The 25,692-nt window shown below is 67.3% G+C and carries 20 protein-coding genes, 1 other RNA gene and 1 pseudogene; 9 read left to right on the forward strand and 13 right to left on the reverse strand.

Annotation, left to right across the window (positions count from 1 at the left end):
* From G6O54_RS22870 to G6O54_RS38920, 7 genes and pseudogenes are all read left to right on the forward strand, one after another.
* A partial coding sequence (locus G6O54_RS22870) for a Fe-S-oxidoreductase (RefSeq protein ID WP_165228419.1) occupies window positions 1-836 on the forward strand: 836 nt, incomplete at its 5' end.
* Window positions 837-904: 68 nt separating this feature from the next.
* The gene (locus G6O54_RS22875; protein ID WP_165228421.1) at window positions 905-1,150 is read left to right on the forward strand and encodes a hypothetical protein; all 246 of its coding nucleotides are present in this window, start codon (window positions 905-907) and stop codon (window positions 1,148-1,150) included.
* Window positions 1,147-1,518 (forward strand): ASCH domain-containing protein, encoded by a 372-nt coding sequence (locus G6O54_RS22880; RefSeq protein WP_165228423.1) that lies wholly within the window; start codon window positions 1,147-1,149, stop codon window positions 1,516-1,518. Before G6O54_RS22875 ends, G6O54_RS22880 begins: the two co-directional genes overlap by 4 nt.
* Window positions 1,515-1,874, forward strand: coding sequence for a hypothetical protein (locus G6O54_RS22885; RefSeq protein WP_205679000.1), 360 nt, complete (start codon window positions 1,515-1,517; stop codon window positions 1,872-1,874). The genes G6O54_RS22880 and G6O54_RS22885 overlap by 4 nt, the downstream gene beginning before the upstream one ends.
* 2 nt (window positions 1,875-1,876) lie before the next feature.
* A complete protein-coding gene (locus G6O54_RS22890) occupies window positions 1,877-2,239 on the forward strand; it encodes a hypothetical protein (RefSeq protein ID WP_165228425.1) in 363 nt (120 codons plus the stop codon).
* The gene (locus G6O54_RS22895; RefSeq protein ID WP_165228427.1) at window positions 2,236-3,915 is read left to right on the forward strand and encodes an SNF2-related protein; all 1,680 of its coding nucleotides are present in this window, start codon (window positions 2,236-2,238) and stop codon (window positions 3,913-3,915) included. The genes G6O54_RS22890 and G6O54_RS22895 overlap by 4 nt, the downstream gene beginning before the upstream one ends.
* Before the next feature lie 590 nt (window positions 3,916-4,505).
* Window positions 4,506-5,060: pseudogene (locus tag G6O54_RS38920) on the forward strand (tyrosine-type recombinase/integrase); the annotation flags it as partial.
* A 245-nt stretch (window positions 5,061-5,305) separates the two neighbouring features.
* Here G6O54_RS38920 and ssrA read toward each other — a convergent pair.
* From ssrA to G6O54_RS22960, 12 genes are all read right to left on the reverse strand, one after another.
* Window positions 5,306-5,672: a transfer-messenger RNA gene (gene ssrA / locus G6O54_RS22905) on the reverse strand.
* A gap of 146 nt (window positions 5,673-5,818) precedes the next feature.
* Window positions 5,819-6,325 (reverse strand): SsrA-binding protein SmpB, encoded by a 507-nt coding sequence (gene smpB / locus G6O54_RS22910; RefSeq protein ID WP_165228429.1) that lies wholly within the window; start codon window positions 6,323-6,325, stop codon window positions 5,819-5,821.
* 38 nt (window positions 6,326-6,363) lie between these two features.
* Window positions 6,364-7,374, reverse strand: coding sequence for a 2-amino-4-hydroxy-6-hydroxymethyldihydropteridine diphosphokinase (gene folK / locus G6O54_RS22915; RefSeq protein ID WP_165228431.1), 1,011 nt, complete (start codon window positions 7,372-7,374; stop codon window positions 6,364-6,366).
* A gap of 42 nt (window positions 7,375-7,416) precedes the next feature.
* Window positions 7,417-8,589 carry an LL-diaminopimelate aminotransferase gene (locus G6O54_RS22920; protein WP_165228433.1) on the reverse strand — a complete coding sequence of 391 codons (1,173 nt, stop codon included), beginning with the start codon at window positions 8,587-8,589 and terminating at the stop codon, window positions 7,417-7,419.
* A gap of 72 nt (window positions 8,590-8,661) precedes the next feature.
* Window positions 8,662-9,402 carry a YebC/PmpR family DNA-binding transcriptional regulator gene (locus G6O54_RS22925; protein WP_165228435.1) on the reverse strand — a complete coding sequence of 247 codons (741 nt, stop codon included), beginning with the start codon at window positions 9,400-9,402 and terminating at the stop codon, window positions 8,662-8,664.
* Window positions 9,403-9,502: 100 nt separating this feature from the next.
* Window positions 9,503-11,929: a tetratricopeptide repeat protein gene (locus tag G6O54_RS22930; protein WP_165228437.1), complete on the reverse strand. Its 2,427-nt coding sequence runs from the start codon at window positions 11,927-11,929 to the stop codon at window positions 9,503-9,505.
* 1,157 nt (window positions 11,930-13,086) lie between these two features.
* A complete protein-coding gene (locus G6O54_RS22935; RefSeq protein WP_165228439.1) occupies window positions 13,087-14,103 on the reverse strand; it encodes a HEAT repeat domain-containing protein in 1,017 nt (338 codons plus the stop codon).
* 726 nt (window positions 14,104-14,829) lie between these two features.
* Window positions 14,830-17,163, reverse strand: coding sequence for a ribonuclease R (rnr, locus tag G6O54_RS22940; RefSeq protein ID WP_165228441.1), 2,334 nt, complete (start codon window positions 17,161-17,163; stop codon window positions 14,830-14,832).
* A gap of 120 nt (window positions 17,164-17,283) precedes the next feature.
* A complete protein-coding gene (locus tag G6O54_RS22945; RefSeq protein ID WP_165228443.1) occupies window positions 17,284-18,090 on the reverse strand; it encodes an ExeA family protein in 807 nt (268 codons plus the stop codon).
* Between the two features lie 42 nt (window positions 18,091-18,132).
* Window positions 18,133-18,936 carry a CpsD/CapB family tyrosine-protein kinase gene (locus tag G6O54_RS22950; RefSeq protein WP_165228445.1) on the reverse strand — a complete coding sequence of 268 codons (804 nt, stop codon included), beginning with the start codon at window positions 18,934-18,936 and terminating at the stop codon, window positions 18,133-18,135.
* The gene (locus G6O54_RS22955) at window positions 18,923-19,429 is read right to left on the reverse strand and encodes a hypothetical protein (protein WP_165228447.1); all 507 of its coding nucleotides are present in this window, start codon (window positions 19,427-19,429) and stop codon (window positions 18,923-18,925) included. The genes G6O54_RS22950 and G6O54_RS22955 overlap by 14 nt, the downstream gene beginning before the upstream one ends.
* 427 nt (window positions 19,430-19,856) lie before the next feature.
* A complete protein-coding gene (locus tag G6O54_RS22960; protein WP_165228449.1) occupies window positions 19,857-21,434 on the reverse strand; it encodes a hypothetical protein in 1,578 nt (525 codons plus the stop codon).
* 585 nt (window positions 21,435-22,019) lie between these two features.
* Between G6O54_RS22960 and G6O54_RS22965 the strand changes: the two genes are divergently transcribed.
* Window positions 22,020-22,583 carry a hypothetical protein gene (locus tag G6O54_RS22965; protein ID WP_205679002.1) on the forward strand — a complete coding sequence of 188 codons (564 nt, stop codon included), beginning with the start codon at window positions 22,020-22,022 and terminating at the stop codon, window positions 22,581-22,583.
* A gap of 190 nt (window positions 22,584-22,773) precedes the next feature.
* Here the strand turns inward: G6O54_RS22965 and G6O54_RS22970 are convergent, their stop codons facing one another.
* Window positions 22,774-23,823: a MerR family transcriptional regulator gene (locus tag G6O54_RS22970; protein WP_165228451.1), complete on the reverse strand. Its 1,050-nt coding sequence runs from the start codon at window positions 23,821-23,823 to the stop codon at window positions 22,774-22,776.
* A gap of 439 nt (window positions 23,824-24,262) precedes the next feature.
* Here G6O54_RS22970 and G6O54_RS22975 point away from each other — a divergent pair, with 439 nt between their 5' ends.
* Window positions 24,263-25,627, forward strand: coding sequence for a matrixin family metalloprotease (locus G6O54_RS22975; protein ID WP_165228453.1), 1,365 nt, complete (start codon window positions 24,263-24,265; stop codon window positions 25,625-25,627).
* Window positions 25,628-25,692: the final 65 nt, after the last annotated feature.

A 25,692-nucleotide genomic window follows, 5' to 3' on the forward strand; every position in this document is an offset into this window, starting at 1 on the left:
GGCCCTGCCAGTACGGCTGCGTCATGAAGTGCAACTTCTGCGACGTGCCCAACGTCAAGTTCCGCGGAAACGCCAGCTTCCACGACCTGAAGGCCCAACTCTATAACGCCCTGAGCCTTTTCCCCGGTGTTCATTACACGGAGCGTCTGAACCTGCACTTCGCTCGAATGGGCGATCCCATTTTCAACGAGAGCGTGCTGGAGTTTTCCCGGTGGGCGATCCGCAACAAGCGGCAGATCCACACTGACACGGGCGTTCGGATCGAGGTTCTGCACCCGGTGCTGACCACATCGCTTCCCCGGAAGTTCGCTCCGCTTGAGGAGCGGCTTCAGGAATGGTGCCGGATCAAGAACGAGGACTACAACGGCCAGGCCGGGCTCCAATTCAGCATCAACTCGACGGACGAGGCCCAGCGCGAGCAGATGTTCGGCGGTATGTCGCTGACGCTGGAGGAGTTTGCAAGGATCGCCGAGCGTCTTCCCGACCCGGTGAGCCGGAAATACTGCTTGAACTTCGCCTACTCGACGGACTTCGTGATCGACGCGAAGAAGGTCGCGGTCCTCTTCGACACTGACAAGTTCATGGTCAAGATCACGCCGATCCACAACAACACGGCCTGCCGGGAGAATGGTATCGAGACGGTGGGCGGCTACGACTCCTACCTTCCGTACCGGAAGCCGGAGGACGACCTCAAGGCCGCAGGGTTCGACGTCCTGGTCTTCGTCCCTTCCATCGACGAGGAGGACGGCCTCGTGACCTGCGGGAACGCCGTCCTCGGTGGCAGCCAGCTCAAAACGGACGAGAGCGTCATCAAGATTCGCGGTATCGCAGCATGACCAGTCTTTGCGGGAGATACACCAAGACCTTCTCTGATGCGTCGCACGCCCTGCCAGATGGCATGCACATGAACGCCGACTACCCCTTCATGCTCCCTCGAATCGTGAAGCTGGAAGGCAACGAAGTAGTGCTGGAAGGCCGGGACGGTGAGGGGCGGTTCAAGATCACCAGGGGCAAGGATGGGCGGGAGTATTGCGTCATCGCCCAAAGCAGCAGCTTCGAGAAGATGTTCAGAAGGCCGCCTACCAAGTTCAAGGCGTACCCCTTCAAAGACGAGCACACTCCGGCGTTATCCGAGAGGGGAGTAGCATGAAAACCCTCTCCGTCCGCCAGCCATGGGCATGGCTCATCGCCCATGGGTTCAAGCCGGTCGAGAATCGCACCTGGGACACGAAGGTTCGCGGCCCGATCCTGATCCACGCAGGCAAGTCGTTCGACCGTGAGGGATACGAATGGATACGCTACACCTTCCCGGAGATTGACCTTCCGCATCCTGCCCAGTTCGAGCGGGGCGGCATCGTCGGTGTTGCCGACCTCTACGCGGTGGCGACCGTCAGCACCTCGCCGTGGTTCTGCGGGCCGGTTGGATTCTGCTTTCGGGACGCCAAGCCGCTGCCGTTCGTCCCAACGCCGGGGCGTCTCGGGTTCTTCGAGGCGGAGCATCCGGAGGTGTCGGCATGAGCCGCGTCCGCTTCAAGTCATGGGACTGCCTCGTCCAGAAACGCCAGTACGGCAATGGCCGCCCGGCGCTCCAACTGATTGACGCCGATGACGGCTCGCCGATCGCCACCGCCACCGTGAACCTGCCGGACGTTCCGCTGGGCAAGAACCAGGTCGCCATCAAGGACTACGGGGAAAATGCGGGAATGTTGAAGGCTCTGGCCGAGGCGGGCATCGTGAAGCCGACCGGGCAGACGATCCCCTCCGGCTACGTCGAGGTTCCGATCTGCGAGCTCCAGCCGCCGTTCCGGGATGCGACCCAGGTCGATAAGCTGGCCGAGCGGTGTTCAGGCCGGGGCAAAGGACGCGCGAGGTAGACATGGCTGTCGGTTCAGGCATCCAGACCATCATCGGCCTCATCCGAAGCGCGAAGATCGACCTGTCCAGCGAGAAACGGGCACAGGCCGACGTCGAGCAGGTCCTGACTCAGACCGGGATCGCCTTCGAGCGCGAGCTTCCTCTGACGGACTCGGACATCATCGACTTCATGGTCGAAGACATCGGGATCGAGCTGAAGCTCAAGGGCGCCCGGAAGAAGGAGGTCTACCGGCAGCTCTGCCGCTACGCCCGCCATCCCCGCGTCGGTTCCCTGATCCTGGCTTCCAATCTCAGCATGGGCCTCCCCGCCCAGATCGAGGGCAAGGACGCCTATTTCGTCCGGCTGGGGGAGGCGTGGCTATGAGCAGAACCTACGGCAGCCTTTCGCTCTCCCCCGACCAGTCTCAGTGGATCATCGGCCGCGCCGAGCCGCACGTCTCGATCCGCCTCAAGCAGATCTTCCCCAGCATCCCCAAAGCCGCTGTGCCCCCGTACCGGTTGCCCCACAACCTCGTGACGGACACCGACCTCGACTGGTTCATGCAGCGTTACCCGCTGGACGTGTCCGAGGTCGACCGGGCCGCCCTCTCCAGCGGTCACCAGGAGTTCCTCCAGCGTCAGGCCGAGATGGAACGCATCCTGATGCCGGACTATGCCCCCAACGGCGGAGCCCAGCTCCGCGAGGGGCAGCAGCTCAGGCTCTACCAGTGGCAGGCCATCGAGGTTCTGCGCCGGAGACACCGGCTCCTGCTCGGCGACGAGGGCGGGCTCGGGAAGACCTACACGGCCGCCGGCTTCATGGTGGCCGAGCCGGGCGCATTGCCCGCCGCCGTGGTCTGCGACGCCCACATGCAGCGGCAATGGAAGGAGAAGATCGAGGCGTTCACCCATCTCCGCGTCCACCTGATCAAAAAGGGCAGCCCCTACGCCTTGCCTCCGGCGGATGTCTACGTCTACCGCATCAGCCAGGTCGCCGGGTGGTCGGACATCTTCGCCACGGGGTTCTTCAAGTCCGTCACCTACGACGAGCCGCAATCGCTCCGGACGGGGGCGAGCACGGCCAAGGGGGCGGCCTGCAAGGTGCTCTCGGCAAACACGACCTACCACCTCGGGCTGACCGCCACGCCGATCTACAACTACGGCGACGAGATGTGGCACATCATGCAGTTCATCGACGACGCGGCGCTCGGCCAGTGGCCGGAGTTCGAGCGGGAATGGTGCGACGCCATCGGGAACGGGAAATACCGGATCAAGGACCCGAAGGCGCTCGGCACCTACCTCCGCGAGCAGTACGTCATGCTCCGTCGCCTCAAGTCGGACGTCGGGCAGCAGTTGCCGAAGGTCTCCCGCATCGTCGAGCACATCGACTACGACGAGAAGACGGTCTCGGCCGTCGAGGATCTGGCACGAGCCCTCGCCATCAAGGCGACCACGGCCAGCTTCGTCGAGCGCGGGAACGCCGCCCGCGAGCTGGACATCATGATGCGGCAGACGACCGGCGTGGCCAAGGCTAGGACGGTGGCCGCGTTCGCCCGGATGATGGTCGAGGCGGGCGAGTCCGTCGTGCTCTGGGGCTGGCACCGGGAGGTCTACGAGATCTGGAATCGGGAGTTGGCCGACCTGAAGCCCGCGATGTACACGGGCAGCGAGACCGCCGGGAAGAAGGAGGCGGCGAAGTCCCGGTTCCTGAACGGCGAGACGGACATCCTCATCATGTCGCTCAGGAGCGGGGCGGGCGTCGACGGCCTCCAGCACCGCTGCTGCACCGGCATCTTCGGGGAGCTCGACTGGTCGCCGGGCATCCACCAGCAGTGCATCTGGAGGCTTGACCGCGAGGGTCAGACCAGCCCGGTGACGGCGTTCTTCCTCGTGACGGACGACGGCAGCGACCCGCCGATCATGGACGTCCTGGGCATCAAGGCGTCCGAGGCCCAGAGCATCGTCGACCCGTATCTCGGCGTCGAGGTCAAGGAGAACGACACCAGCCACCTGCGGAGGCTCGTCGAGCGGTATCTCGACCGGAAAAAGGGGGCCGCCTGATGCTTCCCGGCAAACCGCCAACCCCTCTGGCTCGCTCCACCTCCTGAACGTAAAATCACTACATTCAACCCGATACCACCGGAGCCATCGCCATGGCCTCGATCCGCAAGCAGAGCCGGGACAAGGGCCAGAAGAACAAGCCCTACTACATCCAGTACGTCGATCATGAGGGCAAGCGGGTCACGGTCAAGGGGTTCACCGACAAGGCCCTGACCGAGCAGCTCGCCGCGAAGCTGGAGCACGAGGTCATGCTCCGCAAGCGGGGGATGATCGACCCGGCGCAGGAGCGGCTCCTGGCGATCAAGAAGTCGCCGATCGAGGACCACCTTGCCGCCTTCGACCGGTCGATGGCCAATAACACCCAGAAGCACCGCAAGCTGACCATGACGCGCGTCCGGCGGGTGGTTGAGGGCTGCGGATTCAAGACCCTCGCGGAGATGGACGGCGAGAAGGTCGTCGAGTGGCTGAACGAGGCCCGGGAGGAGGACGACCTCGGTGCCCGCACTTACAACCACTACCTGCAGGCGGCCGACGCGTTCGGCAAGTGGCTGGTCGCCACGAAGCGGCTACCCGTCAACCCGCTGGCCGGGATGGAGAGGCTCAACGCCGAGACCGACGTCCGGCACAAGCGGCGGGCGCTCTCCAACGACGAGGTCCGCCGGCTGATCGAGGCGGCCCGAGGGTCGGGGGTGGAGGTGCAGGGCTACGACGGCGAGACCCGGGCCCGCATCTACCAGATCAGCTACCTCACCGGGCTCAGGAGGGGAGAGCTGGCGAGCCTGACCCCGGCCTCCTTCATGCTGGACGCTGCCCAGCCGACGCTGACGGTCGAGGCCAGGTCGTCCAAGCACCGGCGGAAGGACACGCTGCCGATGCACCCGGAACTGGTTGAATTGGTGCGTGAATGGACGGATGGTCTTGGTCTGGATGAGCCGCTCTTCCCGAAGCTCGCCCGGCGGAAGACGTACACCATGGTCCAGAAGGATCTGGAGCGGGCAGGCATCCCCTATGAGACACACGAGGGGCTGGCCGACTTCCACGCGGCGGGGCGGCACTCCCACATCACCGGGCTCGTCCGGTCGGGGGCGTCGATCATGGAGGCGAAGGAACTCGCCCGCCATGCCGACATTCGGCAGACGGCCAGGTACACCCACATCGGCATCGAAGACCAGGCGGAGGCGCTGGCCAGCCTGCCTCGCACCAATGCATCGGCGAACGTCGATAGACTGCACATTGCCTGCATTCGGGGCGACGTCGGGAGTCGCGAGGCGTCGCCGGATGGCAGCGAGCCCGTGGGCGAGGCCGGGCCGGAAAACGAAAAAACCCCTTCCGGGGAAGGGGTTTCGTCGTCTGGTGTCACTGACTTTCAGGAGTTGTCAGTTGACGTAAGTAGTGGAGGCGGCGGGAATTGCACCCGCGTCCCGAGAAGCGTTAGTGAGGGCCTCTACGTGCGTAGCCGATGATTTGATTGTCGGCCGCGGGGCTCCCATCGGCAGGATCCCTTTTGGCTTATCTCATCATGAGTTTAACCCTGGCCGCAACGAGAGGTTAGGCCCGGGCGATCCCGAATTGGCGTCCCCGGCCGTGCCTCTCGGGAGAAGGCTCGGCGCGAGGCCGTCGCTGTTTTTCAGGCAGCGAGACGGAGACCAACAGTGTTGTTGGCAGTTAAGTTTTAGTCGGCTTTTTACGAGGCCTGCTGACCAACCTCGGCACGCCACCGCACACCTCTGACATCCGGTCGATCCTGGTTCGCCCCCTGGGTGAAGGTCGCGACGAACGGCCCTGATACCGCCCTCGCAAAAGGCATTATGACCCGACCTCCGCCGGAATCAAGCGGATTTGAAATCCGTTTCCTCACCTCACCTCCTCACTCACCAAGGCCCGCTCACCAGGCCTCGCCCGCTCATCGACGCCGGAGTGCCCGATCCATGTCGCGCTTGGCGTCCTGCTTCTTGATCGCCTCGCGCTTGTCGTAGGACTTCCGGCCCTTGGCGATGAATAGCTCCACCTTGGCCATCCCCTTCTTGAAATAGATCGCCAGGGGGATGATCGTCAGCCCCCGCTCGCTCGTCCGGGCGCCGAGCTTGTCGATCTCGCGGCGATGGAGGAGCAGCTTCCGCTTCCGCTTGGGGACGTGGTTCATCCGGTTGGCCTGGAGGTACTCCGGGATGTCGCAGCCGAGGAGCCAGACCTCGTCGCGGTCAACCTCGGCGTACGCATCCTCGAGGTTCGCCTTGCCGTTGCGAAGGCTCTTCACCTCGGTCCCCGTGAGGACGATGCCCGCCTCGATCTTCTCGATCAGGTCGTACTCGTGCCTCGCCCTGCGATTCCGGGCGACGACCTTGATCCCGTCGTCGGCGGCGGGGGGCTTCCCCTTCGCCGCCGACTTCCCGCCCTCTTTCTTGGCCATGACGCGACCACCGTCCGTCTGACTGGGACCCGATCGGCCTAGCCGATCTCGACCTCATCCTCTCCACGGTATCTTAACACGGGGTAAACCCCGGGCGGATCGATGTTCGGCGCGTCCATTCGCGTGGCCTTGCAGGCGTCGATCATCGTCTCCGCCAGCGCCTCGGCCCGTTCCGACGCCAGCAGGAGCGTCGGGACGCCGCCGTTCCCGATCCCCGGCTGTCCCGGCGAGCTCGCGGAGGTCGGCGGCCGGCGGACGACGATCGTGGGGCGGACGCTCGCGCGGTCGCCGGCCGTCCGCCTCCAGGACGGCCAGCCCGTCACGTCCGTCTCCGAATCGTCGGCGAACTCGTCGGGCGCGAAGTCGGCGACGATCCAGCGATCGCCGTGGGGCTTCCGGGAGTCCATCAGCCGGGCGAGCTTCCGCCAGTCGATCTCCGGGCCCCGGCTGGCGGACCTGGAGGCGGAGACGTCCTCGAGCCGGAGGGCGTGAGCGTGCAGGGTCCGGACCACGGACTCGAACGCGGCGGTCCAGGAGGGGAGGCGGTCCCGCCAGCAACCTCGCAGGCAGAGGACGCTCGGCCGGCGGTCGAGGTGGTTCAGCAGGTCGCGGATCGAGGTCTCGGTGACCGGGTCCACGCCATCCGGGGCGATCTCGGCGAGCGGCGCCAGGACGAAGCGGCGGACGGCCATCCAGGGGTGGGGGATGGAGAGCGTCGGGGTATCGAGGATCATCGATCCGAAGAGGAGCAGGTCCAGGTCCAGGGTCCGCTCGCCCCAGCGCTCGACCCGGATCCGGCCGGCGTTCGCCTCGATCGCCTGGAGGCCGGCCAGGAGCGGGATGGGGTCGAGCGTGGTCTCGACCGCGGCGGCGGCGTTGAGGAACCGGCCCTGGCCCGAGGGCCCGCCCACGGGCGTGGTCTCATGATAGCGGCTGAGGGACGCCAGCCGGGTGCCGGGGAGCTGAGCCAGCGACTGGGCCGCCGCGTCGAGGATCGCGCGGCGGTCGCCCAGGTTCGATCCCAGACCGATGTAGGCGAGAGTGGCCATTCGGGCCTCGGAATCGGCCGTTCAACCGGTGAGAAGGCAGGCTCAGAGCGAGAGCTTGCCGATCCGGTCCACGGCCTCGAGCAGCCGGGGCGTCTCCACCGTGAGTGCGGCCCGGATGTAGCCGTCGGCGGTGCGGCCGAAGCCGAGGCCGGGGGTCGTGACCACGTTGGCCTCATCCAGCAGGCGGCTGCAGAGCTCGGTGGAGGTGTAGCCGGCGGGGCAGGGGATCCAGACGTAGAACGTGGCCTCGGGCGTCGGCACGTCCCAGCCGAGCTTCTTGAACGCCCCGACGAAGGCGTCCCGACGCTCCTTGTAGAGGGCCCGGATGGGCGGGGTGAGCGTCGCGTACTCGTCGAGCGCGGTCTTGGCGGCGAACTGGATCGCGGTGAAGATGCCGGAGTCGGTGTTGGCCTTCACCTGCCCGAGGGCGGCGATCAGGGGAGCCCCGCCGATGGCGAAGCCGACCCGCCAGCCGGTCATGTTGAAGGTCTTGGAGAGGCTGTGGAACTCGATCGCGACGTCCTTCGCCCCGGGCACCTGGAGGATGCTCGGCGCGGGGGTGTCGAAGTACATCTCGTTGTAGGCGGCGTCCTGCGCGATGACGAAGTTGTGGGCCCGCGCCAGGTCCACGACGGATTCGAAGTACGGCAGGTCGGCGGTGCCGCCGGTCGGATTGTTGGGGAAGTTGAGGAACATCAACCGGGCCAGCCGCAGGACGTCGGCGGGGATGGCCGCCAGGTCGGGGCGGAAGCCGTGGGAGCGCTCCAGGGGCATCGTGTAAACGTCGGCGCCCGCGAACATGCTGCTGGACCGATAGACCGGATAGCACGGGTCGGGGACCAGGCTGATTTCCTGGGGGTTCAGCACCGCCAGGGGGAGGTGGGCGATCCCCTCCTTGGACCCGATCAGGGGGAGGATCTCCGAGGCCGGATCGAGGTCGATGCCGTACCGCGACTTGCAGAAGGCGGCGATCGATTCCCGGAGCTCCGGCGCCCCCTGGTCGAGGGCGTACTGGTGGAAGGCCGGGTTCTCGACGTGCTGCTGGAGGCTCCGGATGATGGGCGTCGGGGTGGGCCGGTCCGGGTCGCCGACGCCGAGGTTGATCACGTCGCGGCCGGCGGCGATGGCGGCCTTCTTCTTGCGGTCGATCTCCGCGAAGAGGTAGGGAGGCAGCTTCTGGAGTCGTTCCGATTTCACGAAGGGAGTAGTCGACATCGAGCCGTTCGTCCTTCCACCGGGCCAATGCTTGCAGGTCGGGTCGTGGAGCCGATCGAGGCCGGGCGGCGATCAGCCGGCCATGACCTCCTCGGGGAGGTTGTCGTTCGCGTAGACGTTCTGGATGTCGTCGTTCTCGTCGAGGACGTCGCGGAGCTTGAGCATCTTCTTCCCGGCCTCGACGTCCAGGTCCACGTAGGTGGTCGGGATGTAGCTGGTCTCCGCGCTCTCGGTCGGGATCTTGGCGTCCTCGAGGGCCTTGCGGACGGCCTCGACCTGCTTCGGGTCGCAGGTGACCTCGAACAGGCCCTCGACCAGCTCGATGTTGTCGGCGCCGGCCTCGAGGGCGACCTCCATCAACTGGTCCTCGGTGGTGTGCTTCGGGTCGACGACGAACAGGCCCTTGAAGTTGAACAGGTAGCTCACGCAGCCGCTGCCGCCGAGGTTGCCGCCGGCCAGCTCGAAGGCGCGGCGGAGCTCGCCGGCGGTCCGGTTGCGGTTGTCGGTCAGGGCCTCGCAGAGGACGGCGACGCCGCCGGGGCCGTAGCCCTCGTAGAGGACCTCCTCGAAGTTCTCCGCGCCGAGCTCGCCGGTGGCCTTCTTGATGGACCGCTCGATATTGTCCTTGGGGCAACTGAAGGATCGGGCCTTGTCGATCGCATAGCGGAGGCGAATATTCGCGGCCGGGTCGCCGCCGCCCACGCGTGCCGCCACATAGATCGCGCGACAGAGCTTGCTGAAGAGCTTGCCGCGCTTGGCGTCGACGAGCCCCTTGCGGTGGGCGATGTTGGCCGAATGGGAATGTCCTGCCATCTCGAACGGAACTCCTCGTGGACCCTCGATCGTTTCGGTGAATGCCAGGAGCCCGGAGGGGCCCGGCGAGGCCCCTCGCGCCCTGGGATCGGCTCCCGCATCAGGGGGTGTGAGTGCTGGAGGCCTTGGGGGCGGAACCGAGCTGCTTGAGCGAGGCCAGCTTCTTGCGGATCTCGGGGAGCCGCTTGTCGGGGGGGATGGCCTTGTTGGCGATGGTCTCGGCGTCGCGCCAGACTTCCGCCGCCTTCTCGACCTGGTTGAGGCGGAGGAAGACGTCGCCGAGATGCTCGCGGATGGTGGCGTCGGGCGGGGCCAGGCCGGACTTCTCCTTGGCCTTCTGGATCTCGACGGCCTTCGTCATCGGCTCGAGCGCCTCGCCGGCCTTCCCCCGCTTGAAGAGGACCCATCCCAGGCTGTCCAGGTAGGCCGAGTTGTCGGGCTCTTCCTGCACGGCCTTGCGGATCATGGACTCCGCCTTGTCCAGGTTCTTCCCCTGCTCGGCATACAGGTAGCCGAGGTCGTTGTTCACCCCCGCGTCGTCGGGCGTCTTCTGGTAGAGGATCTCGAGCTCCGCCTCGCCCTTCGCGTAATCGCCCTGGTTCACGTAGATGATCGAGAGGTTGGAGTGGGCGATCCGGACGACGACGTCGTTCGAGGGGAACCGCTTGAGCATGTCGTGGAAGACGCCGATGGCTTCCTCGTTGCGTCCGAACTTGGTGAGGATGTTGCCGAGCGTGAAGACGTACTTGGGATTGTCCAGGTCCACCTTCACGACCTTGCGGAGGATGTCGAGCGACTCGTCCAGCTTGCCGGCCTCGCTGAGGACCTCGGCCAGGACGGTCTGGACGTCGAGGTCATTCGGCTCCGCCTGGGCGGCGGCCCGGGCCGTGGTCAGGGCGGCCTGACTCTGGCCGGCGGCGCGCTGCATCTCGGCGAGCTGGCCGAGGCTCCGGCCGTTCTTCTCGGCCGGGAACTTGTCGAACATCGTCTTGAGGGTCTCGGCGGCCTCGGAGTTCCTGTCCAGGCGATGGAGCGTGTCCGCGATCTCCCGGTAAAGTAGAGGCGACGGGTTCTGGGCGAGGATGATCCGCTGGATCTTCACGAGCCGCTCGAGCCGGGCGGCCTTGTCGATCCCCCGCTCGGGGTTGGCGATGATCCCCAGGACCAGGATCGCGGGCCTCTGCGGGAGCGTCGGGGGCTTGGCCTCGATCTGCTTGATCCCCTCGTCGAGCATCTCGAGGGCGAGCTTGTCGTCCGAGGCGACGGCCTGGAGCTGGGCGGAGATGGCTTCCAGGCCGTTGGGGCGGGGGATCGCCTCGCACATCACCTTGAGGAGGTCCGGCACCTTGTGCCGCTTGAGCAGCGAGGCGGCCAGGGCCCGGTAGATCTGAGGCGTGGGTTGCGTCTTCAGGAGCGATTGATAGAGCGCCTCGGCCTTGTCCACCTGGCCGATCTCGCGGTAGCGGTCGGCCAGGACGTACTGCAACGGCACGTTCTTGGAGTCGCGCCGCGCCGCCTCCTCCAGCCGAGGGGTGATCTCGGCCTCCCGCTTGAGGGACGTGAGGACCTTCGTCAGCAGGTCGTACGCCTCGAGCGCCTGGGGCTGGCGCTTGATGTAGCGGTCGACCAGCGTGAGCGCCTGGGCCCCTTTGCCCTGCTTGAGGAGTGTCTCCGCCAGGAGCAGGGGGATCTGGGGGTTCTCGTCGTCGTAGACGAGCCCCCGCTCGAAGGCCCGGATGGCCAGGTCGTTCTGGTTCGCCGCCAGCAGGACCGTCCCGAAGCCCAGGTAGGCGGTGGCCGGCTCGTTGGTCAGGATCCGGGCCAGCTCGATCGGGGAGAGCCGGTTGGCGGCCTTCTCGTCGAGCCCCTTGACGACCTCGCCGAACTCGTGGGCGGCCTTGTCGAGCTGGTTGAGGCGGAGCGCATAGAGCTTGCCCAGCTCGTTATGCATGATCAGCCTGGTGGGCGAATCGGGGGCGAGCTTCGGGCTGGCGAGCGTCGATTTGAGCAGCGACTCGATGGACGCGGTGTCGCCCTTCCGCCCGTAGAACTCGACGAGGCGGATCAGGGTGTCGGTGTCATCCGGGGCGGCCTCGAGGACCTTCTTGCCGGACTCGAGCGCGAGTTCCGGCTTCCCCAGGGCTCCGACGTAGATCCGGGTGAGGCGGCGAAGGATGGCGAGCGATTCCGGGTCGAGCTTCAGGGCCTGCTGGAGCAGTCCCACGGCCTCGTCGTAGGCCCCGCGATCCTCGCAGGCGCGGGCCGCGGCATACAGGCGGACAGCCTCGGCCTCCTGCCGATCCTCCACGGTGCTCGCGTGCATCGGGACGAAGGGACGCGGCGGGTCCTCGCCGCGCTGGCCGAACAGCGCGGAGACATCGGGCTTCTCGGACCGCCTGGGGCTGGCCGGCTCCTGGGCGTTTGCCGCGCCGGAGAGGGTCTCCGTCGCCGCCCCGGCTCCGAGGAGTAGGACCGCCATCGTCAGGCAGACCGCGGCCCATCCTGGCCTTCGCATGTTGTCGACCATGCTCGAATCTCCACCCTCTTCGACTGTCGATCTGTCCCGAGCCGCCATCTTCCATCGACCTCGCCTCGCGGGGGACGGCGAGGGCCGAAGGCGCCCTCCTTTTCCCTCGACGCGTTCGCGGTCCCGCGCGACCTACGGGCGACGGCCTGGCGAGAGTCTTAGGGCCGATGCGCCACGACGTTGCGACCGGCAATCGTAGCACGGTCGGAAGGACCCTGCCAAGCCCGGGTATGCCCCCCGGAAGCGCAAACCGCCCCCCTCGGCTCGCGGGCCTCCGCCCCCCCCACTCATCCCGCCCCGAGCGAGCCAACGGGAGGCTTTGGAGGAGCGGGGCGGTCCCACGGGAGGCAGGCCGCCGCTCCCCTGGCGTGGCTGGCGTTTTTCCGGCTGACGGTGCTGCTCCGCTGCTTCCTGCACGGCTGACCGAACATCCGCAGTCGGGGCAAGCTCAGCGAGTCGTTCCGTGAGCGGTCGGCGAAGGTCTGGGAGGCATACGGCGTTGCTCACGAGTGGCGTCGGCCCCTCGCGTTCGACCGCCTGCGACGAATCCCCGGAGTTCGCCGATTTCAGCGGAGACAATCTCTGGGAAAACTCGTTGGCGATGAACGAAAAACGCGAAACATGGCGCACTCTCCAATAGAGGCCTTGCATTGCGGGGCCTTGGGGACGCGCCGGCCGAGGGGGCCGATTGCGTGCCTACGGTGGAGGTTTCACGATCCGGTGGGGGCCAAAAGAGAGGGATCACGAGACGTGGTTCGGGCCTATGAACATGGACAACGTGCCGGCTGTCGCCCGCTCGACATCGGGGTGCCGTACCTCGGCGACGTTTGTCTCCACGCTGATCGCGGAAACGAATGCCGTTGTGGTCGCCCATGCTTGCACGGACGTGCGGGCGGTCAACCACCTGCAACCGTAAGCTCGTTTTGTCGTGACGATGCTATCAAAGCCAATGCCGCCATGGCAGTCAAGTTGTTGTGCCACATGGATTTATGAAACGAATGACGGATCGGTTATGTGACGATCAAAGCCAATTTGCCGGCGGGGCGGTGGTGCGTGAGGACTCGGATGGTCCGGGTAGGGACCTGCCGGATAGGGGGGGCCTGACTAGCAGGCAGGATGGAACGAGCGGCTTCTCCGCGCCCCCGATGTCAGAAACCCTAGCCGGGATTGACCGGCGTCGGCGGGGGAGGCGGCGTGCGATCCTTGGTCCCCGCGGCCTCGCCCTCGGGCAGGGGACCATCGAGTGCGGGTTCCGCGGGCGTCGTCGCTTCGGCGGAGGATCCGGATCGATTCGCCCGTGATGACGGCACCCACGGGGAAAGTCGCGGAACCTCGGAGGTCACCCTTTCTGAGGAAGAGGGGGCCGGACGGACCGACCGGCGGGGGGCATCGTTCACCGCGGTCGCCATCTCCTGCTCCCGGTTCCGAAGTCCCGCCAGGGCCGTGGCCGCGGCTTCGCGGACGTCTTCCTTCTTCTCGTAGACGATGCAGCGCTCGAGGACGGTCGCGGACTCCGGCCCGCCGATCTGGCCGAGGGCCGTCGCCGCCGCGATTCGGACCTCCCTGGAGGAGTCATGCTTGAGCGCGTCGACGAGCGGCGGAACTCCTCGCGGATCACCGAGCCGGCCGAGCGTCTGGGCTCCTTCACGACGGCTCGCGGCGTGGAAGCTCTGGAGCCGCTGGGCCGCCAGGACGACGGGATCGAGAGGGGAGGACTGCGCGGGGGTCGGCTGGGGTTGCGGCACGACGACGGTCCCCGGCTGGGCGACCACCACCGGCGGAGCGACCACCACCGGCGCCGGTGGCCAGAGCGGAGCCGCCACCACGGGGGCGGCCATGAGGCCGAAGGAGAAGAAGCTGGACGAACGAGGACCCGGCGGCGGGGGGGGCGGTCCGAACCATCCTCCCGGCCGCGGCCCGAATCCTCCCACGTAACCGGGCGCCGCGCGCTGAATGGTCACTCCCCGCTCGAGCGTCCCGCCGGGACGCTGGATCTGAAGTTCACGCTGGTAGAATCCCGGGGCTCTTTCGACCTCGACTCGCCGTTCGATCGTCCGACCCCTCGGCCCGGTCACGGTCGCTTCCCGCTCCCGGCGGACCTGCGCCTCGACCGGCGCCGCCAGGACCAGGGCCGCTGATGACACCCCCCACGCCAGCAAACGCCTCCATGCCACCACGCACCTCCCTGTGCCGGATGCCTCGTACCGACGAGCGTCCCGGAGTTGCCCCGGGCCGATTTTCACCCCGATGGCCGTGGTTGGAAAGGCCAAACCTTGTGCTGGCATCGCCACTACGATAGTGTCGCCAGCTAAAGTTCCATGGATGCCTGTTTCGATGATGCTGATCTTGCTAAAAACTGATGCTTCAGGAATGTCCGTTAGCCAATTCGCCCAAGGAATACCCGTCACTGTTGTGGAGAGAGGGGGTATTTAGGCTATGATTAGCCTGGCGTTGATGCGCCCGTACAAAGTGGCCTTGTCCGGCAGCCCAGACGTCCTGCGACTCGGAGGCGGCCGGCCTTCGGAAGGGGGTGCATGACATGGACTCCGGTCGATCCAATCCCGAAGTTCCGCACTCTCTGACGGTCAGCTTGAAGGTCAGGCGTTTAGCTCCGTCCAGGATGGAGGCTCAACTGGTCTGCCCCGAATGCGGGGCGCCGCTCAACCTGAGCCAGCCTGACGAGGAATTCCCGACGGACCTGCTCGCGACGTGTGGACCGTGCCGCCGCTGGTATGTCCTGGGCGAACCGAACGAGTCCGGGGAGGTCCTCCTCCTGGAGCTTCCCGGGATCTCCGAGATCGACGAGATGATGCGGGGGCCGGTCCTCGCCAAGCCACCGCGAAAAGGACGCGCCCGCGATCGCCATTCGAGTTAACCTGAGGATCGCAAGCTCAGGGCGGCTACCTCGGGCGTTTCTTGCCCCCCTTTCGAGGTGTCGGCCGGGCCTTCTTCGCGGCTTTCTTGCCGTTCTTGCCGTTCTTGCCAGGGCTTGAGGCTCTCGAGGAGCCTTCGGCCGGAGCCCTCGATCCGGTGGGACGCGCCTCCCGGCGGCCCCCCGCGGCCTGGGGCAGGGGCCTTCGTTCGCCCGCGCGGCGGGGCGACTCGCCGGCCGGCAAGGGCCGAGAATCCTCGAGGACCAGGTCCAGCACCCGGCGATCGACGTCGACATGAGAGACCACGACGCGGAGCCGATCGCCCAGGCGATGACGCCTCCCGGCAGCCCGGCCGATCAGGGTGTGGGTCTCCCCTTCCAGGTAGTAATAGTCGTCGGCCAGGCTCGTGACGTGGACGAGCCCTTCCACGGGGAACTCGACCAGGCGGCAGAAGAGGCCGAAGTCCTCGACGCCGACGACGATGGCGTGGTAGGCGGTGCCGATCTTCTCGCTGAGATAGGTGAGCAGCTTGACGCGGATGAGCTCCCGCTCCGCGGCCTCGGCGCGGCGGGCGGTCCGGGTGCAGTGTTCGCCGAGCACGAACAGCTCATCGAGGTGGGCCTTCGGCTTCTTGCCGGCGAGGATCGCCAGGACCTGGCGATGCACCTGGAGGTCGGGATAGCGCCGGATTGGGGAGGTGAAGTGGCAGTAGTCCTCGCTGGCGAGGGCGTAATGGCCCTCGTGTTCGGGCGTGTAGACCGCCTGCTTCATGCTCCTCAGGAGCCCGAAATGCACGGCATATTCCTCGGCGGTGCCCCGGGTTTCCCCGAGGATTCGCTGGAGCTCGAAGCGGCTCTGCGGCAGGTCCAGGGAAAGCCCCAGGCTGCGGACGAACTCCGCGAACTGGTCGAGCTTGTGGGGATCCGGCTCGGCGTGGACCCGCCGGAGCGCCGCGGCGTGGTGTTCCTTCAAGAAGGCCGCCACCGCCTCGTTGGCCGCGATCATGAACTCCTCGATGACCTGGTGGCTCTCGTCGTTGACGGCCAGATGGGCCCCCTGGACGCGGCCGTCGGCGGCCAGCTCGATCTCCACCTCGGGCAGGCTCAGATCGAGCGCGCCTCGGGCCGTCCGTCGTCGCCTCAGGATCATGGCCAGCTCGAGCATCGAGCCGAGCATCGCGACCACGGGTGCGGCGACGCCCTCGTGCTCGGCCGCCGGGGCCCGCATCACGGCCATCGCCTGCTCGTAAGAGAACCGCTGGTCGACGCGGATCGCGGTCCGTGCGAAACGTTTGGCGGTGAGGATTCCATCGGCGTTGAACTCGAGCAAAGCGCTCACGGTGTAGCGCACATGCCCGGCCTGGAGGCTGGCGAGGCTGTTCGACAGCACCTCCGGCAGCATCGGGATGACCCGGTCGGGGAGGTACACGCTCGTGCCCCGCTCTCGCGCCGAGCGGTCGAGCTCGGTGGAGGGCTTGACGAAGTGCGAGACGTCGGCGATGTGGACGCCCAGGCTCCAGAATCCCCGCCCGTCGCGGGACAGCGAGATCGCGTCGTCGAAGTCCCGGGCGGTGGCCGGATCGATCGTGACCGTGAGGACCTCGCGGAAGTCCTCCCGCCCCGAGATGTCCTCCTCGGAGTAGCGGCGGGATTGCTCCCGGGCCTCCGCGATCACCGATTCGTCGAAGGAATCCGGGATGTTGAAGGCCCGGATGACGGAGAGCGTATCGACGCCCGGAGCGCCCCGCGGGCCCAGCAACTCCGTGATCACGCCCTCGCCGCCCCGATCCGCGGTGGGATAGCGGACGATCTCGAGGGCGACCTTGTCACCGGGCCTGGCCCCCTTGGCGCCGGGGTCGCCGACGTGGATCGGATCCTTGAAGGTCGTCCCGTCGACGACGACGTAGCCCGACCGGCCCGACTCCTGGTAGGTGCCGACGAAGAGCCCCGAGGCGCGGGCCAGGATCTGGACGATCCTCCCCTCCATGTTCATCCCGGGGTTCTTCGGCCGCTTGACGATCTTGACGACGACCTCGTCCCCGCTGGAGGCGTCCCCCGCGGAATCCGGCGCGATGTAGATCTGCTCCGAGCGCCCCTCGGACGATTGCGGCCGGACGAATCCGAAGCCCCGAGACGACCTCCGGAAGATCCCCACGACGGCGTTCGAATGGTCGGGCTTGGTCAGCGTCTTGTCGCGATGGACGTCCAGCCGGCCCTGCCGGATCAGCTCCTTGAGCTGGCGGCGAAACGACTGGTAATCGTCCGCGGAGACCTCCAGCCGCCGCGACATGGCCTTGAGCGTCAGGGGCCGGTATCCCTGGGAGGCGACGAGCTGGAGGACCTTCTCGCTGTAGTCTGTCATGATGACTCCTTCATACCGCGGACGGCCCTTCCGGCCCCGGGCGGCGCCACTCGTCGATGCTACGAAAGCCGGCCGCTCCTGACCATCCCGGGCGCCGGGCGGACCGGCAGGGCGGGGGCGTCATGCGGCGACGACGTCCAGTTGGAACTCCCGGGCGGCCAGCGCGACCTCGCGCGGGCCCGCGAGCGGCCGGCCCTCGGCGTAGGCGATCAGCAGCGCCATGTCCGCGAGCCGATTCAGCCTTCGAGGCAGGCCGTCGGCGGACCGGTGCAGCGACCGCACGGCCTCGTCGTCGAAGAGCGGCTTGCCGGCCCCCGATGCGACGAGCCGCCCGTGCACGTAGGCCGCGGATTCGTCCTCGTGGAGCGGCCCGAGCAGGCACCGCGCCGTCAGGCGATCGGCCAGGGAATCCGGGATCCGCACCATGAGCTCCCCGGTGCCGACGAGGAGGAACGTCAGGTCGGGGGGGCCGTTGGTCGCGAAGTTGAGCAGCAGCCGGAGGCTCTCGAACGTCTCCGGGTCCCGGATGAGGTGGGCGTCGTCGACGACCAGGAGGGTGCGACGGCCCGCCGTCGCTTCCGCGGCGAGATGGTCCCGGAGTCTCAGCACGAGCGAGCCCGCGGATCCCCGCCCACCGAGGGGGGAGCCCAGCAGCTCCTCGGCGATCAGGGCGATGATCTCGGCGGCGGGAAGGGGGGGGAAGGCCAGGTGGACCGTCCGCATCCCGAGCTCCGACGCGGCGAGGCGGGCGATCAGGGACTTCCCCGCTCCGGGGGGCCCGAAGAGCGCGACCGGGCCCAGTCCGTGTTCGATGCCGTAGCGGATCCGGCGGAGCGCCGAGTCGCGACTGGCAAGCGCCACGTAGGACGACGGAGCCACGGTCTCGCCGAACGGGCGAGCGCTCAGTCCGAAATGCTCCTCGTACACGGGCCCTCCACCCCCCGGGGTACTGGCATCGAAGACTTGCGGTCAGACGAACGTCTCCGCCAGGCCGAGCACGGGGATCCCTCCGGAGTCGAGCACCTCCCGGGCCCGGAGGAGCGATCGCTCCCCCGTCATGCTCGGATTGTAGACCAGCACGGCGGCGTCGACCGATCGGGGAGGGGCGGCCGCGCTCAGGCCCGTGAAGATGGGGCTGCCGTCGATCAGGATCAGGTCGAACTCGCGCCGGAGCCTCGCGACTGTCCGAGTCCAGGTCGGGCCGGCGAGGAACTCGCGAGGGCGGCTGACCGCCGTCCGAAGGGGGAGGACCCAGAGGTGATCGTCGCGCGCGGCGAGGATCGCGTCGGCGAGCGCATGGCCCTCCTCCACGACATCGTCGAGCCCGTTGGCCGGCTGGAACCCCAGCGATCGCGACAGCATCGGCCCGGATACGTCCGCGTCGACCAGCAGGGTCCGGCCGCCGCGTCGGGCGAGGGCCCGGGCGAGGGTCAGGACCAGCGTGGTCCGCCCCTCAGCCCGGTGGCAGCTCGTGAACAGCAGCGCCTTCACGTTCTGGCGATCGCGGGCCTCGATGAGCCGGTCGGCCATCTGTTCGAAGCGCTCGCCCCATCGCTGCTCCAGGAGCTGGACGATGAGCGGCCATCGGAGCTCCACGCCGGGGGCCATCCCCGCCTGGCCGGCCGGGGAGGACTCGACGTGGGACTCGACGGGTCGGTGCCGGACCAGGATGCCACCCTCCACCGCCCGGTGCGGTCGGGGAGGAACCGGGTCGCCCCCCGGCCGCGAACGCTGGGCAAAGGCTCGGGACAGGGCGTCGTCAACTTCCTTCATGACCCGCCTCCTCGCGGCCGTCGTCCGGTAGCAGATATCCGGGGAAGACGACCGTGCCCTGGTCCGTCGGCTCCGATCCCCTTCCGATCGCCTCCACCGACAGGAGCACGGCCGGAGCGGGATGAAGGGCGTTGACGGGCCGGCTGTTCTCGGGCCGCGCGGCCGGAAGCGGAGCCGCGGCGTCGGCACGCTCCGCCCCGACGCGGGGCAGCCGTGCCGCCCGTCCCGCCTCCCAGAAGCTCGCCGCCGTGAGGATCGGGGCGATCGCCAGGATGGCACAGCCCGCGACCCGCAGCTCGCGTCGGAGCCTCCGTCGCACCCGCCGGCCCTGGCTGGCCGGGGCGGTCACGAGACCAGGACTGGAGGGGAGGGCCCCGATGTCGAGCCCATCGGCCCGAGGTATCCGGATGAGGACGGGGATCGGGAGAAGCCCGGACGGCACGTCTCGACGGGCCATCGTCGGATTCAGCAGGAGAGCCTGGGTTCGACTCATGGATGCGACTCCCACCACTGGGGGCTTCCAGGATCCACGGGGTGCGATTCAGACCGCCTCTCGGGGGCAACTCGCCTCGCGCGGGTCTTGCGGCCAGGGGCCGAACGACCGATTCGCGAGGTCCTCGAGCTTCCACCAACTAGATCGACCCGGGGCTGCGGCAAACTTGAACGGCCGTGACGAAAATCCGGAAACCGGAGACTCGTCCGGCCGCGGGACGACCGCAACCTCGGTCGAGCCCTTGCAGTCGATAAGACCCGACGCTTCGGCGACGCCCAGGGTCGCTGCCCGTGAGCCTCGGCGGCGAGCCACGGATCGGCCAACGGAACCGGCCGCCCTCGCGTGGGGATCACGCGAGGGCGGCCGGGTGAGGGGGGCAGGGGCGTCAACCCAGTTGCCGGCCGATCCATCGGCCGGTCGGCTCCGATCAGCGTCCGAAGATGCGGAAGATCCCGCGACGCGAACCCGAGTAGCCGTTGCCGTTGCCGCCGTTGCTATTGGCGATCGAGTTCGAGGCCGGTGCGGAGCGCCGACCCTCGTACTCGAGGACGGACTTGAAGTGGGGCGCGGCGGACGCGAAACGGAACCGGTCGCCGCCGTTGGCGAGGTCGAGGGCCCGGACGTTCGCCTCGGTGACGTACGGATTGTGGCCCTGCCAGGTGGTCTGCACCACCTCGAGGACGTTGAGCGGGGCAAAGAGGGCCTCGCCACCGACCGAGACCCAGTCCGCCGTCGCCGGGTTGGTCTCGTCGACCTGGCCGTCCAGGCCGTAGACGATGTTGTACTCGTAGAAGATCACGCGGTCCTTGTCGTCGGCGCCGTTGAGCATCGAGCCGCTGTTGGTGTGGAGCTCGAGCTTGACGTTGACGGCCCGCTCGCCGCGGCCGGGCATGGCCTTGAACTCGGCGATGTACTTGTAGATGCCCTGGTTCCAGACCTCGTTGACGGTCCCGCGCGGGGGGAAGGCCCGCATGTTGCCGAGGAGGGCCTGCTTCTGGCCCCGGATGTGCGACTCGAACATCGCATGGACCCGCGGGGCCTTCCAGTCGCACTCATCCGGGCCGGGACGGGGCGGGCCGGGGGGGATGTCGGTGGCGTAGTCGCCGATCCGGTGATTGAGGTGGTTCTCGCCCAGCTCGGCCCAGAGGGCCTTCAGCTCATCCTTGGTGAGCCCCGAGCCCGGAGCCGGGACCGGCTCGTTCAGGAGGATCGAGGCCACCGCGCCGCCCAGGCAGTGACCCGGCCAGCGGCTGATGTCCTTGTTCTGGCTGTTGACCGCCTCCCACCAACGCGCCGACGTCCCGAAGAGCTGGTCGTACTTGAGCAGGGGAGAGGGGGTCTGGAAGATCGTGACCTCGTTCCCCTTCTCCTTGTTCGGGCCGGTCCAGGTGATGTCGTCGTAGAGGTTCGGGAACCAGGTCGCGTCGTCGCCGGCCGGCGGGAGGGTCTCGAGCCGACCGTCCGCGCCGGCTCGGACGATGTCCTCGCCCGGGGGAATGTAGCTGCCGGGCTGGCGAATCAGCTCGTCATCGCCGCGGATCATCGTGTAATCGATGTCGACCCGGCCGTTCCCGCCCGCCCAGGGCTCGTGGATCGAATCCGCCTTGGTCGGCCAGTAGTAGAAGTTCCACGCCTTCTTCCCGGCCTGGGCCGTCTGGACGAACTTCGTCGAGACCTGGAACGGCTTGTCGGCACCCTTGACCTTGAACGTGTACCAGCCCTGCTGGTCCAGGCCGAGGTCCTCGCCGTTGGTGCGATCCTTCTGATTGGGACCGCTGGGGCCCTTCAGCTCGACGACCTTCCCGGACGTCGCCGTCGCCGTGAGCGTGCCGCCGAAGCGGGTGGGGACGTAGACACCGTAATGATGCTCGCCGGATTGCTTCTCCAGCGAACCCCCCAGCGGAATCGGAGTGACTCGGTCCGCGGCTTCTACGCCTGCGGTTGCACCAAAGAGGGCTATCGCCGCCCCGATGACCGAGACCCCGAGTCGGTTGCCACTACGCATGCTGCCTCCCAAATGCCCGTGCCGAATGGGTCGCGCCGAACCCTTTGGCCCCGCTCCGCGGAACCTGGGGAACGCCCGTGTTCCCCGCCTGAACCGTGAGTTCCCATGACCAGGGTCAGCGCCTCTCCCTCAGAGTACCCAATCATCGTTCGGCTTCGAACCCACCGAGGGTGGATTCCAAAGTGGGGTGGGCAGCTAGCCATCCTCTTGATACTCGTCAAAGCCCCTAGAGTTCCCCAGCTTGGCAGAGTGTCGATTTTCTCAAGTTGTGTAAATGGAGCACCGGGAGATGCCGATAACCAGCACTGGCCACCCCTGGGGTGGAGAGCAAGAGTCGGCCAAGATGACCGGCTCGAGGCTTCCGCCACCGCAAGAGGCCCTTGTGACCAGCCTTCGAGGGAGACCTCGGAGTCTCGATTCACCGCCCAACCTCGATGGGGAAGGCATGGTGGACGACGATAGGGACGGTGGTGTTGGCGATCGGACGTTGTCCAGCATCGGCCGGGCCGAACCATCAGGGGATTGTCAGCTAACCGACTCGATCGAGACGTCGACCGACAACCTCACTCTACAGAGGACATCGCGATGACCAGTGCGGTTCTTGCTCTCGCCTTGGGCCTGTCAGGACAAAGCCCACAGGCTTATCCTGCTGCCCAGGCTCCGGCGAAGGTCGCCCCGGCCCCCGTGGCCCCGGCGAAGGTCGCCCCGGCTCCTCAGGCCCCGGCGAAGATCGCCCCGGCTCCCCAGGCTCCGGCGAAGATCGCCCCGGCTCCCCAGGCTCCGGCGAAGATCGCCCCGGCTCCTCAGGCTCCGGCGAAGATCGCCCCGGCTCCTCAGGCTCCGGCGAAGATCGCCCCGGCTCCTCAGGCTCCGGCGAAGATCGCCCCGGCTCCTCAGGCCCCGGCGAAGATCGCCCCGGCTCCTCAGGCCCCGGCGAAGATCGCCCCGGCTCCTCAGGCTCCGGCGAAGATCGCCCCGGCTCCTCAGGCTCCGGCCAAGGTCGCCCCGGCCCCCCAGGCGGCTCCCCTGGCTCCGGCCAAGGTCGCCCCGGCTCCTCAGGCGGGTGCACCCTACGCCCCGGCCAAGGTCGCCCCGGCTCCTCAGGCGGGTGCACCCTACGCCCCGGCCAAGGCCGCACCGCAGTCGTGATTTCCGATATGGCGTGAATCCGCTCCGGCCCTTCGAGACTTCTCGACGGGCCGGCTCGTTTTCTTCCATGACGAGTTCAAGGGCGACTTGCTTCTTACGGAAGCGGGCCGCCCTTACCACGTTCGAAGATGACGATCCGGCTGGGAGACGCCCCGATCGAAGGCGTGAGCGGCGGTCCCCCGGGGCGTGCTCACGAGGATCTCGCCTCGTCGGGCCGTCTCCTCGCCGGGGAGTTCCTGGAAAGCCATTGTTGATACTGGGCGTCGAGTTCCGGGGCCGCATCTCGGATCGGGCCGGGCAGGGGGATCAGGCCGTAAGCCCTCGCCAGGGACTGGTAGTTCACGATGCTCCGGCCTCCCACGAAGACGGGCACTTCGGTGATCCCCTTGAGCTCCTGGAACCGCTTCTTGATGTTCCGAGAGAGCGTGAACGAGAGCGCCAGGGCCGACGGGCGGAGATCTCGTATGGCCGTCGTGAACTCGCGAACCGGCAGGTCGGTCCCCAGGTTGAAGACCCGCCAGCCCCGCAATTCCATCACGAGATTGAGGATGAGGCTGCCGCCCTCGTGGCGGTCTCCCTGGACGGTGCCCACGAGGAGGCAGCCTCGCGGGACAGGGGAGTTGTGGCGGACCGAATCGATGAGGACGCTCAGCTTCCGCCTGATGAAGACCGTGATCAGCCGTTCCTTGTAGATCGGGTAGTCGCGACGATACCAACCCTCGCCTGCCTCGACCAGCCCCGGCTCGATCACCTGATCCACGAGGTCGATCGGGGTCCATTGCGCGCAGAGCCGCTCGTATTCTCGCTCGCTTCCCACACCGTCGCCGACCGTGAGCAGGTCGACGAGGGCCTTGATGCTTTCCTCCCGCCCTCCGCCCGATCCGCCGTCGGCCGAGGGATTCGCATCCGGTTCCCCGAGGCTCAATCCGGCGATGAGCTGACCCACGGATTGTCCGGTTGCTCGGCTGAGGCGCTCGACGCTCTTGAGCTGGTGGACCTGGCTGAGGCTATAGCGACGATGGCCCGTGGCCGTTCGCCCGGGGACCGGGTAGCCGTATCGCCGCTCCCAGACGCGCAGGGTGTGGCAACTGATCCCGGTGAACTTGGAGACGGCCGCGATCGAGTAGGTCGGAGATTCCCCGGTGGGGCTGCGGTGGGCCTCGGGCCGCGTCGCTTGATCCGGGGGATCGTCGGCTTCGGCGCCGGTCTCGATCGGGTGTGGCTCGGGCTGAGTATTCACTGGCCATCGTCCCGCATGGACTGTCACGGCGTGACGCGGCCGCGGGGATCAAACCCGTTTCAATTCCTACTATAGCCCCTGGGTGCCCGACGACAAGGGGCTTGAGACGCCCACTCTCGGTCCGGTCGGACGGCTCGCGCGGATCCTCGGTCTACTTATGTTGTTCGAAGGCACCATGACCGCATTCTCCGGGATCGAGACCTACGTTTCTTAAGGATGTCTGGCGAAGCAGGAGGCCTTGCCAGGCAATCGCGGCCCCGCTGAGCCCGTAGAGGCCGGGCGTTTCGGCTGCCGTGGTTGCTGCCTGTCCCTCGACACGTCCTTGAGTCTCTGGAGCCAGATGATGCTCAGTCAGCGATTCACGTCTCGTCTCACCAAACGGGCGGTTCCGCCCAGGCGATGCTCTCGACCCCGGATTGAAGGCCTTGAAGATCGGCTCGTGCTCTACTCGACGCTGGGAGCCCAGTGGGTTTATGCGAGCAGGATCACGTATAGCTTCGTGCCCGATGGGGCCAACATCGGCGGCTACTCGAGCTCGCTCTACGCGACGCTCAATGCCAAGTATCCCACGGCGACCTGGCAGCTCCAGTTCCAGAAGGCCGCCGCCGTCTGGCAGGCCGTGGCGGGGATCAACCTCTGCCAGGTCGGCGATGACGGCAGCACCCTGGGGGCCTACGGCAATCAGCAGGGGGACTCTCGGTTCGGCGACATCCGCATCAGCGCCGTACCACAGTCCTCGGGGACGCTCGCGATCTGCCTGACCCCACCACCGGTTAATGGCGGCAGCGAGGCGGGAGATCTCATCTTCAACTCCACCTCGAACTGGGGGATCAACACCAATTACGACCTGGAGACGGTGGCGATCCACGAATTCGGCCACGCGCTGGGGCTCGACCATTCCGCGATCACCACGGCCTGCATGTACGCGTACTTCAACGGCTTCAAGCAGTCGCTCACGACCGACGACATCAATGGCATCCAGTCCATCTGGGGTTCCGGAAAGACCGACATCTTCAACTCGAATGGGCAGAGCAACGGGGTCTATACGTCGGCTCCGAACATCAGCGGATATCTCAATTCCACCACGGCACAGGCCGCCATCCCGAACCTGTCGATCACCAAGACGGGGCAGTCGGAGTGGTTCGCCGTCACCGTCCCGGCGAACACGACCGGGACATTCGTGACCACGGTGCAGTCCACGAATCTCAGCATCTTCAGCCCGAAGCTCCAGGTGCTCTCGACATCGATGGCCCTCCTCGGGAGCGCGACTTCCTCGGATTACGGCGCGACGGTGAGCGTCTCGCTGAGCGGAGTGAGGGCCGGGACGACGTACTATGTCCGCGTCTCCGGCAACACGGCCGGGAATCCCTTCGGCGGCTACGGCCTGCTGGTCAACTTCGGCTCCCAGGCCCAGTCGCCGATCGCCCCGCCGAACACGACCGTAGCCTGGGCCGCGTCGCAGGGGGGAGGCAGCGAGAGCGAGGGGCATGATCTCGTCAGCATCGGCAACTTCACCTCCTACGGCGACGCCCTGGAGGTTTCCACGGCCGGTGTCAGGATGCGGGCGGTGACACATCCGGCCGCCGTCCCGTCCGCGATTGCCGGCCAGACCGCTGTCTCCACCTCGGCGATCGATCCCGGCTTCTGGACCGCCCATGCCGTCGCAAAGGTGGGACGAACCGACCGGGCATCGACCCCCTCGTTGCCGATCGTCCACTCCGCCGGCCGTCGGGTGTCGCACGCGTTCGACGCCGCGATCGCGGCCTGGAAGGGCCGCGGCCTGATCGATTGGGCCGATGCCTGATCACCGCCCCGCGTTGAGCTCGCCTGAAGTCCTACCGATGGTTGGCCGCCGGGTCGGCACGATCC

The sequence above is a fragment of the Aquisphaera insulae genome, assembly GCF_011064615.1.
GTDB classification, from domain to species: Bacteria; Planctomycetota; Planctomycetia; order Isosphaerales; family Isosphaeraceae; genus Aquisphaera; species Aquisphaera insulae.

Excerpts from the sequence above, each read along its gene's own strand:
- G6O54_RS22875 (WP_165228421.1), top strand. The coding sequence starts at position 905 with ATGAACGCCGACTACCCCTTCATGCTCCCTCGAATCGTGAAGCTGGAA.
- G6O54_RS22880 (WP_165228423.1), top strand. The coding sequence starts at position 1,147 with ATGAAAACCCTCTCCGTCCGCCAGCCATGGGCATGGCTCATCGCCCAT.
- G6O54_RS22885 (WP_205679000.1), top strand. The coding sequence starts at position 1,515 with ATGAGCCGCGTCCGCTTCAAGTCATGGGACTGCCTCGTCCAGAAACGC.
- G6O54_RS22890 (WP_165228425.1), top strand. The coding sequence starts at position 1,877 with ATGGCTGTCGGTTCAGGCATCCAGACCATCATCGGCCTCATCCGAAGC.
- G6O54_RS22895 (WP_165228427.1), top strand. The coding sequence starts at position 2,236 with ATGAGCAGAACCTACGGCAGCCTTTCGCTCTCCCCCGACCAGTCTCAG.
- smpB (WP_165228429.1), bottom strand. The coding sequence starts at position 6,325 with ATGGCCAAGAAAGAGGGCGGGAAGTCGGCGGCGAAGGGGAAGCCCCCC.
- folK (WP_165228431.1), bottom strand. The coding sequence starts at position 7,374 with ATGGCCACTCTCGCCTACATCGGTCTGGGATCGAACCTGGGCGACCGC.
- G6O54_RS22920 (WP_165228433.1), bottom strand. The coding sequence starts at position 8,589 with ATGTCGACTACTCCCTTCGTGAAATCGGAACGACTCCAGAAGCTGCCT.
- G6O54_RS22925 (WP_165228435.1), bottom strand. The coding sequence starts at position 9,402 with ATGGCAGGACATTCCCATTCGGCCAACATCGCCCACCGCAAGGGGCTC.
- G6O54_RS22930 (WP_165228437.1), bottom strand. The coding sequence starts at position 11,929 with ATGGTCGACAACATGCGAAGGCCAGGATGGGCCGCGGTCTGCCTGACG.
- rnr (WP_165228441.1), bottom strand. The coding sequence starts at position 17,163 with ATGACAGACTACAGCGAGAAGGTCCTCCAGCTCGTCGCCTCCCAGGGA.
- G6O54_RS22950 (WP_165228445.1), bottom strand. The coding sequence starts at position 18,936 with ATGAAGGAAGTTGACGACGCCCTGTCCCGAGCCTTTGCCCAGCGTTCG.
- G6O54_RS22955 (WP_165228447.1), bottom strand. The coding sequence starts at position 19,429 with ATGAGTCGAACCCAGGCTCTCCTGCTGAATCCGACGATGGCCCGTCGA.
- G6O54_RS22960 (WP_165228449.1), bottom strand. The coding sequence starts at position 21,434 with ATGCGTAGTGGCAACCGACTCGGGGTCTCGGTCATCGGGGCGGCGATA.
- G6O54_RS22965 (WP_205679002.1), top strand. The coding sequence starts at position 22,020 with ATGACCAGTGCGGTTCTTGCTCTCGCCTTGGGCCTGTCAGGACAAAGC.